Below are 11336 nucleotides of genomic sequence, written 5' to 3'. Positions count from 1 at the left end.
GCCACCACCGACGGAAGAAGGCGATGACCAGCACACAACCATCGAAAAAATCGACGGTCGCACCAAAAAAATTTGGCACTGACATTCATCGGCACACTGTTGAGTTCTCAAAGAACACGCACACACCATCGAGTTCGAACCGAAGTCCGCACCGTTCCGGGGCAACTGTTCCAGCCTAGTCTCATTCACACTCGGACGCAAATCCGCGGTGTTTCTGTAACCAGGGGCGGTGCAAAACCTTACCAGAAGGTTTCGAACCAGTGAAATTCAGGCGCCTGCGTCCAACCTCGTTGTCCCACACCTTGCGGTTTGGGTCGGTGTCCGTGTCGCTCTGACCTGGAATAAGTTACGCCAGCCCTCACCGGAATACCAAATCGCCAGGTCAGCGCACGTTTCTCGGCTGATTCACGGAACCCAGTACTTCGCGGCGAGCCGCTGAACCGTCTCGTCGTCCTCGATCGCCTGGTCCAGGAGAGCCAGGTCGGCGCGGATGTCCATCAAGCGCGGATCGTCACCCTCGGCATCTCCGATGGGACGGCCGCCGTCCTCTCCACGTTGACGGAGGATCTTGTCGCGAACCCGTTGCTTCAATGACTCGCTCATACATCGAGCATGGGCGCGTCTCACGAGGTTGTCGAGGAAGTTCGTTCATATCTCATCGATCGTCGTCACGATTGCGGAGGATGCGGATCGCCATGGGCAGCACAACCACCAGTGCGCCGATGATCAGGATCAGAGAGAAGAGTTCGAGCACCATATGTCCCATGATCCCGGCGACGCCGGCACTTGCAAGGACGACGAAGGCCCCCCGCCCGGACGGGCGAGGGGCCTTCGTGCTGAGCTGCCTGTCGGAATCGAACCGACGACCTTTTCATTACGAGTGAAATGCTCTACCGACTGAGCTAAGGCAGCGTGCCATTCGGCGATCGAAGTCTAGCGGACACCCCCCTGCCCGACGCAAACCGGGAGCTCGGTCACCGGAATGCCGCGCTCAACCTGGCTGCCATGGCGGCCAGGGCGAACTTCGGTTTGACGTTCTGAGCGAGCGCCTCGCGGCACTCGAGGATCGCTTCGATGCAGTCGAGCAGCGCTTCCGGCCGGGTGCGGTCGGCGAGGTCGGCGGCACGATCGGCCATGTCGGGATGGTTGAGGGTCGTGGCCGCACCGAAGGTGCGAGCAAGTGCGTCGCGATACAACCCGGCCAGATCGATGAGTGCCCGATCCATGATGTCGCGTTCGGTGCGGGTCTTTCTCGACTTCTGGGCGCGTTCGAGATCCTTGAGCACGCCCGCCGATCCACGGAGCGCCCCTGCCGCGCCCTTACCTGTGCCGCCGGCTCCGAGCGCGGTCCGCAGTTCTTCTGTTTCACGCTCGTCGCGTGCCGCGCTGATCTCTTTCGCCTCCGCCTCGGCACTGCGTCCCAGCTCTTCGGCCGCGGCGTAGGTCGTGGCAGGTCTGAGAACTGCACCGGCAAGATCGAGGGCACGCTTGCGGTTGTCGCGCGCGACCGGGTCGGTCGCGAGGCGCCGCGCGCGCCCGACGTGGCCGGCACAAACCGACGCTGCCCACGTGGCAGTCGCGTCGTCGATGCCGTCGCCTTCGCGGAGAACCTGCGCAATGGCGTCGGTGCGGGGTGTCACGAGTCCGATGTGCCGGCAACGCGACCGCAGCGTCACCGAGATGTCCTCGGGGTCGACGGACGGAGCGCACAGGAGGAACACCGTGCGCTGGGGTGGTTCCTCGACGACCTTGAGCAGCGCGTTGGCCGCGCCTTCGGTGAGACGGTCAGCGTCTTCGATCACGACCACCTGCCAGCGTCCGGTGCTCGGACGGCGGGACGCGACCTGCACGATGTCGCGCATCGCCTTGACACTGATAGTGAGGCCTTCGGGAACGACGCGGCGAACGTCGCCGTGGGTGCCGGCCATGGTGGTGGTGCAGGCGTGGCAGTGACCGCACCCCGGAGTGCCGGCGTCGGTGCACTGCAACGCCGCCGCGAAACACAGCGCAGCGATCGACCTGCCGGACCCGGGCGGGCCTGTGAACAACCACGAATGGGTCATCGCAGACCCGGCCTCGTCGCGTCGTGCCGCGGTGGCGGCCGCGACGAGGTCTGCCTCTACGTCGCTCTGACCGACGAGACGATCGAAGACACCCGGCATGGCGCTCAGCGTAGCGACAGCCACCGACGGATCAGTCGGCCGTCTTCTTCGCGGCGGTCTTCTTGGCCGGCGCCTTCTTTGCCGCGGTCTTCTTCGCGGCGGTTTTCTTGGCCGGTGCCTTCTTCGCGGTCTTCTTGGCCGTCTTCTTCGCAGGGCCACGCGCGCGCCGGTCCGCAAGAAGTTCGGAAGCCCGCTCGTCGGTGATGCTGTCGACCTCGTCGCCCTTGCGCAGGCTGGCGTTGGTTTCACCATCGGTGACGTACGGACCGAAGCGACCGTCCTTGATCACCATCGGCTTTTCACTGATCGGGTCGACACCGAGTTCCCTCAGCGGTGGTGTCGCCGCTGCCTGCCTGCCGCGCCGCTTGGGCTCGGCGTAGATCTTGAGCGCTTCCTCGAGCGTGACGGTGAACATCTGCTCTTCGTCCGCGAGCGAACGCGAGTCCGAGCCCTTCTTCAGGTACGGGCCGTAGCGGCCGTTCTGCGCGGTGATCTCGTCGCCCGTCTCGGGATCGACGCCGACGACCCGCGGAAGGGAGAGCAACCGCAACGCGTCCTCGAGGGTCACCGTCGCCAGATCCATCGACTTGAGCAGAGACCCCGTGCGAGGTTTCGGGCCGGCGGCCTTCTTGGCGGCCTTCTTGGCCGGCTCTTTCTTGGCTGCCGCCTTCTTGGTTGCCGTCTTGGTGCCACCACCGGAGGCGTCGACCTCGTCGACCGGGACGGGAGTGACATCCGGCTCCGGTTCGGGCTCCGGCTCGGGAAGCAGTTCTGTGACGTACGGCCCGAAGCGTCCCTCACGGGCGACGATCTCGTGACCGGTGGCAGGGTCGACACCCAGTACCCGACCCTCTTGCGGGGTCGAGAACAGCTTCTCCGCGTACTCGAGCGTCAATTCGTCGGGCGGCAGATCGTCGGGCAGATTGGCGCGCTGGGAGACGAGTTCACCGTCCGGATCGTCGGGATTGACGACCATGCGCTCGAGGTACGGCCCGAAGCGGCCGACACGCACGTGGATCTCGCGCCCCTCGGCATCGTCGAAAAGCCGGATCGAGTTGATCTCACGTGCGTCGATGTCCTCGAGGTTCTGTCCCACGAGCTTCTTCAGGCCGCCCTTGCGAGCGACCGATTCCTCGTCGCCGTGCTCGCCGCCGAAGTAGAACCGAGAGAGCCAGTCGGTGCGCTGTTCGTGACCGGCGGCGATCTCGTCGAGGTCGTCTTCCATTCCGGCAGTGAAGTCGTAGTCCACCAGCTGGGCGAAGTGTGCTTCCAGCAGGCCGATCACCGCAAACGCCACCCACGACGGCACGAGCGCACTGCCACGTTTGTAGACGTAACCGCGATCGAGGATGGTCTTGATGATCGAGGCGTATGTCGAAGGACGGCCGATGCCGAGCTCTTCGAGCGTCTTGATCAGGCTCGCCTCGGTGTATCTGGCGGGCGGGTTGGTCGAGTGACCGTCCGGGTCGAGTTTCGTCGCCGTGACCGCTGCGCCCTCGCTGAGATTGGGTAGCCGCGACTCCGCGTCGTCGGACTGGCCGCCCGCCTCCTCGTCGACGCTTTCGACGTAAGCCTTGAGAAAACCGGGGAACGTGATGGTGCGGCCCGACGACGAGAAGGTGCATTCTTCGCCGGTGCCGGCCGCGCCGGTGATGCGCAGGGTCAGCGTGGTGCCGCGGACATCCGCCATCTGAGAGGCGACGGTGCGCTGCCAGATCAGCTCGTAGAGCTTGAACTCGTCGGCACCGAGCCGCGCATGCAGCTCACCGGGGGTGGCGAACACGTCACCGGCGGGACGGATCGCCTCGTGCGCTTCCTGCGCGTTCTTCACCTTGCGGGTGTACTGGCGCGGCGTCGCATGCACGTACTCGGCGCCGTACAGCTGAGTTGCCTGCGAGCGCGCCGCGTTGATGGCCGACTCCGAGAGCGTCGTCGAGTCGGTACGCATGTATGTGATGTAGCCGTTCTCGTACAGCCGCTGCGCGATGCGCATGGTGCGTTCGGACGAGAACCGCAGTTTGCGGCCGGCCTCCTGCTGCAGAGTCGAGGTCATGAACGGCGCATAGGGCTTACGCGTGTAGGGCTTGCTCTCCGCCGACGACACCGTGAGCGCGGTCCCCGCGAGCGCCTCGGCCAGCCGTCGGGCGTAGGTCTCGTCGAGGACGACGACCCCGGTGGACTTCAGATTCCCGTCGGGCCCGAAGTCACGTCCGGACGCGACACGAGAGCCGTCGACGGAGACCAGTCGAGCACCGAACGATCGTGGGCTCGCGTCCGCCCCGGCATCCAGGGTGGCGGCGATATCCCAGTACTCGGCCGACTTGAATGCCATGCGTTCGCGTTCGCGGCGCACGATCACGCGCGTCGCGACGGACTGGACGCGCCCGGCGGAGAGCCGCGGCATGACTTTCTTCCACAGCACCGGGCTGACCTCGTAACCGTAGAGACGGTCGAGGATGCGGCGGGTTTCCTGAGCATCGACCAGATCGTTGTCCAGGTCGCGGGTGTTTTCGGCGGCCGCGCGGATAGCGGATTCGGTGATCTCGTGGAACACCATCCGGCGCACGGGCACCTTGGGCTTGAGGGTTTCCAGGAGATGCCAGGCGATGGCCTCCCCTTCACGGTCGGGGTCGGTCGCGAGATACAGCTCGTCGGCGTCCTTGAGCAGGCTCTTGAGCTCCGAGACCTTCGACTTCTTCTCGGGGCTGACCACGTAGAGCGCTTCGAAGTCGTGGTCGACATCGACCCCGAGTCGTGCCCACGACTCACCCTTGTACTTGGCGGGGACGTCGGCCGCACCGCGCGGAAGGTCCCGGATGTGCCCGACCGACGCCTCGACGACGTAGTCCCGCCCCAGGTAGGGAGCGATCTTCTTGGCCTTGGTCGGAGACTCGACGATGACGAGCCGACGCGTGCCCGATGTGCTCTTGTCCTGTGCTGCCACCGTGTCGCCCGCACCTTCCCTCTTCGCCGACATGCCGCGCTTCTCGAAGACATGTATACCGACCCGTCCCCCCGACGCGGCCACACACAGGGTTGCACATCCGCGGGGAACGGCTCGTCACATGTGCGGTTCTCCGCCTTCGGGATGCGGCCACAACGCGCGTGCTTCGGGCTGGTCGGGAGCCTCTCCGATGTTCTCGGCAAGCCGTGTCAGACGTCTGCGTCCGGACACCCGCAAGCCGGGCGCCGCGCCGCGGGTACCGATAAGTGTAGGGGCGATCCCCGCGTGCATCAGGGCCTCCGCGAGCACCGCGTGGGTGTCGGGTGCGTGCGGATCCAAGCCCAGGATGTACCGCTCTCCGACCACTTCCACCCGGCCTGCGGCCAGCACCCACGCCCGCTGGGCGCGGGCACTGGGAACCCATCCCGGCGGCACGGCCTTCACCGCGCCGCGTGTCCACTGGTCTGCGAGTGACACCAGCTCAGGAGCAGTTTCGGTACGCACGAGGGGATGTCCCTCGTCGGTTTCGGTGATCTCCGGATGCAGGCCCGCAGCTTCGATCAGCACGGCGATGGCGGTGGCGCGCCACAGGGCTCGACGACCACCGAGATCCGCGCCCCACCGGCTGCGGTGACCGCTTGGCCGTGCGCGGCAAGCAGGCCGCCCAGGTCGGTCACCGCAGGTGGCGCTGTGTCGGCGCCGAAGACCGACAGTTGGCTCACTCACATCCCCCTGTGGTGTGCGGGTACCGAAGCGGTGCCGGTACTGAAAACGCATCGTCCCCCATCACCGAGGGTGACGGGGGACAATTCGGGATCCGGATCAGGAGATCCGTCACCTGCGCTCGCAAGGAGCGGATAGATCAGACGGCGCGCACCCCGGTGGCCTGCGGGCCCTTGGTGCCCTGTCCGACCTCGAACTCGACTCGCTGGTTCTCCTCGAGGGTGCGGAAACCGGAACCCTGGATCTCGGAGTAGTGAACGAATACGTCGGCGGAGCCGTCCTCCGGAGCGATGAAGCCGAAGCCCTTCTCCGCGTTGAACCACTTCACAGTGCCCTGTGCCATGCTTTTCCTTCTCTTTCTAACACCGGATTCGACGAGCCGCCGGGTACGCGGCCCGCCAGGTCCCGGTTCCGACCGCTGTACTTCTCGAGTCCCCCACTGGAAGAGCTAAAGCACCGCGTTCGCAACCAATCGATCCTGCGAGCGTGCCTTTTCAAAGCCACCGAACACAGAAGCTGCGACCGGAGGTCAGTCAATCATGTTCCGGTCGCGCACAACAGTAGGAAAAGGCACAAACGTGCCAGAAATTCAATCTTGATCGCTCGCCGGTAGCATTTCCGGCGGGTAGGTGTTGCTGCGATGTTACGCGGCGTCGCTGCAGCCCGTTCCGAAACCGATTACCCGGAGCCCTGTGTGACCAGTCCGCCTCAACTCGACACAGGTAGCGCCCCGGCCGCGAGCTTCGGACGCGAACTCCTCGACCGGCTCCTCGCCGGCACACCCGCCGACGAACATCCCCTCACTCACACCGTCGATCTGCCGGGGCGGCATGCCAGGCACACCGAGTGGCCGGACTGGGCCGCGGACAGCGTGGTCCGCGCACTGCAGGAGCAGGGCGTGCCTCGGCCGTGGACCCACCAGTCGAGTGCCGCCGACCTCGCCGCGGGCGGCGAGCACGTCGTCGTGTCCACCGGAACGGCGTCGGGCAAGTCCCTGGCCTATCAGTTGCCCGTCCTCACCGCCCTCGCGTCCGACCCCCAGGCCACCGCGCTGTATCTCTCGCCGACCAAAGCCCTCGGCGCCGATCAGCTACGCGCGGTCACCGAGCTCACCTCGGCCGAAGACGAGCTATCCACGGTGTGCCCCTGCGCATACGACGGCGACACCTCCACCGAACTCCGGCACTGGGCGCGCCGTCATTCGCGGTGGATCTTCACCAACCCCGACATGCTCCACCTCGCGCTGCTGCCCGGACATGCCCGCTGGGCCCGGTTGCTGCGTCGCCTGCGCTACGTGGTGATCGACGAATGCCACTCCTATCGCGGAGTCTTCGGCTCCCACGTCGCACTGATCCTGCGGCGACTGCGTCGCATCGCGGCGCACTACGGCGCCGACCCGGTGTTCGTCCTCGCGTCCGCAACCACCGCGGAACCCGGCGCGGCCGCCTCCCGGCTCATCGGCGCGCCGTGCCGCGAGATCACCGAGGACGGCTCCCCGCAGGGGCCGCGCACCATCGCCCTGTGGGAACCGCCCCTGCTCCGCGACACCACCGGCGAGCACGGCGAACCCGTCCGACGTGCCGCGGGCACCGAAGCCGCCCGACTCCTGGCCGACCTCGTCGTCGAGGGCGCCCGCACCCTGACCTTCGTCCGCTCCCGGCACGGCGCCGAACTCACCGCGATGACCGCGAAGCGGTTGCTCGCCGAAGCTGCACCGGAGCTCGAAGACCGTCTTGCCGCGTACCGGGCCGGGTATCTCGCCGAGGACCGGCGCGATCTCGAAGCCGCCCTCTCCGACGGCCGGCTACTCGGTGTCGCGACGACCAACGCTCTCGAACTGGGTGTGGACATCGCCGGTCTCGACGCCGTCGTCGTCGCGGGATTCCCCGGCACCGTCGCGTCGTTCCGGCAGCAGGGCGGCCGAGCCGGGCGCCGCGGGCAGGGGGCGCTCGTGGTGCTCGTCGCACGCGACGACCCGCTCGACACCTATCTCGTGCACCATCCGGCCGCGCTGCTCGACACCCCGGTCGAGGCCACCGTGACGGACCCGTCGAACCCGTATGTACTCGGACCGCAACTTCTCTGCGCCGCATCGGAAAAACCGCTGACGGACGCCGAGGTCGACGATTACGCCGCGCGCGATGTCCTCACCGACCTCGCGGCACAGGGCCTGATCCGACGGCGTCCGCACGGCTGGTTCGTCACCCCGGGTACGCAACCGCACGCCGGCATCGATATCCGTGGCGGTATCGGCCACCAGATCGCGATCGTCGAGAACGACACCGGACGGATGCTCGGCACCGTGGAGGCCGGACGTGCCCCCGCGACCGTGCATCCCGGTGCTGTGCATCTGCATCAGGGCGAGGTGTTCGTCGTCGACGAGTTGCTCTACGACGACGGCATCGCTCTGGTCCATGCCGAGGATCCGGAATGGTCCACGGTCGCCCGGGAGATCACCGACATCGCCGTCGTCTCCGTCGCCGAAGAGCACACGTACGGACAGGTCACGATCGGGTCGGCGCACGTGGAGGTCACCCATCAGGTGGTCGCCTACCTTCGGCGACTGCCGTCCGGGGAGGTCCTCGACCAGATCGAGCTCGACATGCCCGCGCAGACGCTGACCACCCGCGCTGTGATGTACACCGTCACCCCCGCACTCCTCGAACGGATCGGCCTGACCGCGGAGCGCGTGCCGGGCGCGTTGCACGCCGCCGAGCACGCCGCGATCGGACTGCTCCCCCTGGTCGCGACGTGCGACCGTGGCGATATCGGCGGGGTGTCGACCGCGTTGCACGGTGACACCGGACTGCCCACCGTCTTCGTCTACGACGGACAGCCCGGCGGTGCCGGATTCGCCGAGCGCGGATACAGCCGTATCCTCCAGTGGCTCACGGCAACCCGCGATGCCGTGGCGGCCTGCGACTGTGCGGCCGGGTGCCCCTCCTGCGTCTACTCCCCCAAATGCGGGAACGGTAACGATCCCCTCGACAAGCCCGGGGCGATCGCGCTGCTCACCGCCGTGCTCGACGCGATCACCGAGGGCCGGTAGCGATTCACTCCACCGGGCCGGCACGTGCCACCGCCGTCGCCTCCCGGCCCCCGAGAACCGGCACGGGTGCCACAACCTCGACGACGGCATCCCAGTCGGTGATCGTGCACCGACGGACCCGGACCTGCATCCGTGCCGCGATCGGATCGGCGCGCTCACACGCGGACGCGGATCCCCGATCCAGCGCGGACGCGACCGCCAGGGCCGCCAGATCCGCGGCGGCCTGGGCGCGGTGTCGTGCGGTGACGGCCGAACCGGCGTGCAGCATCGCGGCGGTGACCGCGATCAACGCCGCCATGACCGCACATCCGACGATGCTTGCGCTGCCCCGCTCCCCGTCCGAACCCGTCAACGCCCGTGTCACCGCGCTTCCGCCGGTTCCCGCGCCGCAACGGCCTCGGCCCGCAATGTCACCATCGGCAACAGGGGGCCGTCCGCGGTCACCGTCGCGACGACGAGATCGCCCTCCATCCGCACCGCGATGCGCGCCTCCGCGGGCGCGATCGCCGCGGCCACCTCGACCGCACGGGCGTCGTCGCCGCGCGCGACCAGTCGCGCCGCTTCGCGGGCGGCGTCCTGGCATCGCACCTGATGCGAAATACTCAGCACGGCACCGAGACACAGCACGAGTACCGAGACGAGAGTCGCGAGTGCGAGGGCGGCTTCGACGGTGACACCCCCGCTCTCGTCCGCCACCACACGCCGGACACCCGGACCCGTCCCGCTCACACCGCGGTGCTGAGCGCGCGTTCGACGATCCCGGTCAGCGCCGACACGATACTGTCGCCGGTCACCACCGTGTAGAGCACAGCCCCGAACGCGGCCGCCGCGATCGTCCCGATGGCGTATTCGGCGGTGGACATCCCGTCGTCCTCGGCCACCAGGACCGTCATGCGGCTGCGGATGGCGCGAATTCCGTTCGACAACATGAGTTCTCCTTCATCTGCGACGCAGACCATCCACGTCGACGTTTCACAACAGTCCCCCGCCCAGCACGTCCCGGGCGAGACCCATCACGACGGGCACGATCCCCAGACACACGAACGCGGGCAGGAAGCACAATCCGAGTGGGCCACTGACCAGTACGCCCGCCCTCTCGATGGCCGCGGATGCTCGATCCTCCGCCTCCGACCGCAGGCGAACGGCCAGTTCCGACACTGTTTCGGACAGCGGCGCGCCGGATTTCGCCGAACGCCGCGCGGCGCGCGCAAAATCCTCGAGGACCTCGTCGTGATCCGAATCGGTCCATGCGTCCGCGGGATCGGCGCCGAGCTGCAGTCGGTCGGCGCCCCGGCGCAGCGCGGTCGCGAGCGCCGGGGGTGCCGACTCCGCCACCGCGCGTGCAGCAGTGGCGGCGGGCATTCCCGCGCGGAGGCACGCGGCGAACAGATCGAAGCTCGCCGGCATCGCGTGCGGATCCGGTGGCCGGTCCGGTGCAGCGTCGGCCGACTCCGTCGGCGCCGCGCCCTGGCGCCACATCCGTCGATATCCGGGGCCCGGGGCCATCAGCAGCGCGGCAGCGAGACATACCGCGGCCAGCGCGCTCACGAGCTCACCCGCTCGGCGATCCGATCGGTCCACAGCAGTCCTGCGCACGTCAGGACGGTGCCCGCGACGAGCAGCGCGGCGCCCAGCCCGTCACCGAGCAGCACCTCCACCGGCGCGGCCCCCATCAGTTGACCGAGGCCCACGCCGAGCGCCGGTAGCCCCGCGAGGACCGAACCGGTGGCCCGCGCGCCGGCCAGTCCGGCGTCCGTACGCGCACGAATCCGCATCCGCGCCGCCAGATCCGAACGCGCGGCGGACAGCAGGTCGGCGAGCGCGAGACCGTAGCGGTCCGACACCGTCCATGCGTCCGCGATGCGCTCGAGGCTCGCGCCGATACCGTGTCGGTCCGAGGTTGTTGCGGCACTGCGCATCCCGTCGGCAGCGGATCCACCGAGCCGCGACCGGGCGGCAGCCACCAGGAATGCGTCGGAGGCGGCTCCGCTCGTCTCGTCCGCGGCGGTGTCGCAGGCGTCGGCCGGATGGGCACCCACGCGCAGAGCGGCGATCACGGTTTCCAGGACCGACAGGAGCAGGCGTCGCTCGGCATCCGTCCGGGCGTTGCGGCGACGGCGGCGGGACCGCCACAAAGTGGTTGCGGCGACGACCGCCGCGGCCGACGCAGCTCCGGCACCGATCGCGAACGCCCCCGCGACACCGGCCACGACAGTAACGACGACGACGTGGTGCCGGCGCATGCCGGTTCGCGAGGTGGGGGCGTGCCGGCGGATGCGGGATGCGGCGCCCGGACCCGGCGCCGTCAGCAACGCCGCTGCGAGGCACCGCACCACTGCACTCACGGCACGTCCCGGCGACGCAGGATGTGTTCGAGCTGCTCCATCGCGGGTGCGGGCCCGTGCGGGTATGTCCAGGCCGGCACGACGACGACCCCGGCGACCGGGTCACGTTCGAC

At 68.0% G+C, this 11336-nt stretch carries 10 protein-coding genes, 1 tRNA gene and 1 pseudogene; 1 reads left to right on the top strand and 11 read right to left on the bottom strand.

Annotated elements, in window-relative coordinates; all coding sequences use genetic code 11:
- Positions 1 to 405 precede the first annotated feature (405 nt).
- The 6 genes and pseudogenes from Q8814_RS20505 to Q8814_RS20480 all read right to left on the bottom strand — a co-directional run bounded on the left by Q8814_RS20505 (position 406) and on the right by Q8814_RS20480 (position 6172).
- On the bottom strand, positions 406 to 603 hold the full coding sequence (locus tag Q8814_RS20505) for a hypothetical protein (RefSeq protein ID WP_330153838.1): 198 nt from the start codon (positions 601 to 603) through the stop codon (positions 406 to 408).
- A 236-nt stretch (positions 604 to 839) separates the two neighbouring features.
- Positions 840 to 912 (bottom strand) — tRNA-Thr (locus Q8814_RS20500).
- 62 nt (positions 913 to 974) lie between these two features.
- Positions 975 to 2162 (bottom strand): DNA polymerase III subunit delta', encoded by a 1188-nt coding sequence (locus Q8814_RS20495; protein ID WP_330153837.1) that lies wholly within the window; start codon positions 2160 to 2162, stop codon positions 975 to 977.
- A 31-nt stretch (positions 2163 to 2193) separates the two neighbouring features.
- On the bottom strand, positions 2194 to 5106 hold the full coding sequence (topA, locus tag Q8814_RS20490; RefSeq protein WP_408015953.1) for a type I DNA topoisomerase: 2913 nt from the start codon (positions 5104 to 5106) through the stop codon (positions 2194 to 2196).
- 117 nt (positions 5107 to 5223) lie between these two features.
- Positions 5224 to 5828, bottom strand: a pseudogene (locus Q8814_RS20485) (hypothetical protein).
- 140 nt (positions 5829 to 5968) lie between these two features.
- Complete coding sequence (locus Q8814_RS20480) at positions 5969 to 6172, bottom strand: cold-shock protein (RefSeq protein WP_005248460.1); 204 nt, start codon at positions 6170 to 6172, stop codon at positions 5969 to 5971.
- A gap of 351 nt (positions 6173 to 6523) precedes the next feature.
- On the opposite strand from Q8814_RS20480, the gene Q8814_RS20475 reads away from it, so the two are divergent.
- A complete protein-coding gene (locus tag Q8814_RS20475) occupies positions 6524 to 8878 on the top strand; it encodes a DEAD/DEAH box helicase (RefSeq protein ID WP_330153835.1) in 2355 nt (784 codons plus the stop codon).
- 4 nt (positions 8879 to 8882) lie between these two features.
- Here the strand turns inward: Q8814_RS20475 and Q8814_RS20470 are convergent, their stop codons facing one another.
- Genes Q8814_RS20470 through Q8814_RS20450 form a run of 5 tightly spaced genes read right to left on the bottom strand, consistent with a single transcriptional unit; the run spans position 8883 to position 11223 of the window.
- The gene (locus tag Q8814_RS20470; RefSeq protein ID WP_330153834.1) at positions 8883 to 9242 is read right to left on the bottom strand and encodes an Rv3654c family TadE-like protein; all 360 of its coding nucleotides are present in this window, start codon (positions 9240 to 9242) and stop codon (positions 8883 to 8885) included.
- Positions 9239 to 9574: a TadE family type IV pilus minor pilin gene (locus tag Q8814_RS20465; RefSeq protein ID WP_330153833.1), complete on the bottom strand. Its 336-nt coding sequence runs from the start codon at positions 9572 to 9574 to the stop codon at positions 9239 to 9241. The genes Q8814_RS20470 and Q8814_RS20465 overlap by 4 nt, the downstream gene beginning before the upstream one ends.
- 29 nt (positions 9575 to 9603) lie before the next feature.
- Positions 9604 to 9807 (bottom strand): DUF4244 domain-containing protein, encoded by a 204-nt coding sequence (locus Q8814_RS20460; protein WP_330153832.1) that lies wholly within the window; start codon positions 9805 to 9807, stop codon positions 9604 to 9606.
- 43 nt (positions 9808 to 9850) lie between these two features.
- Positions 9851 to 10426, bottom strand: coding sequence for a type II secretion system F family protein (locus tag Q8814_RS20455; RefSeq protein WP_330153831.1), 576 nt, complete (start codon positions 10424 to 10426; stop codon positions 9851 to 9853).
- A complete protein-coding gene (locus Q8814_RS20450) occupies positions 10423 to 11223 on the bottom strand; it encodes a type II secretion system F family protein (RefSeq protein ID WP_330153830.1) in 801 nt (266 codons plus the stop codon). The genes Q8814_RS20455 and Q8814_RS20450 overlap by 4 nt, the downstream gene beginning before the upstream one ends.
- Between the last annotated feature and the right edge of the window lie 113 nt (positions 11224 to 11336).

The organism is Rhodococcus chondri, assembly GCF_036327435.1.
Taxonomy (GTDB): Bacteria; Actinomycetota; Actinomycetes; order Mycobacteriales; family Mycobacteriaceae; genus Rhodococcus; species Rhodococcus chondri.
The sequence above is the reverse complement of the archived record's forward strand: the minus strand, read 5'-3'. Positions and strand labels throughout refer to the sequence as shown.

What these genes read in the sequence shown, in the direction of transcription:
- Q8814_RS20505 (WP_330153838.1), bottom strand. Translation starts at nt 603, where the DNA reads ATGAGCGAGTCATTGAAGCAACGGGTTCGCGACAAGATCCTCCGTCAA.
- Q8814_RS20495 (WP_330153837.1), bottom strand. Translation starts at nt 2,162, where the DNA reads ATGCCGGGTGTCTTCGATCGTCTCGTCGGTCAGAGCGACGTAGAGGCA.
- Q8814_RS20480 (WP_005248460.1), bottom strand. Translation starts at nt 6,172, where the DNA reads ATGGCACAGGGCACTGTGAAGTGGTTCAACGCGGAGAAGGGCTTCGGC.
- Q8814_RS20460 (WP_330153832.1), bottom strand. Translation starts at nt 9,807, where the DNA reads ATGTTGTCGAACGGAATTCGCGCCATCCGCAGCCGCATGACGGTCCTG.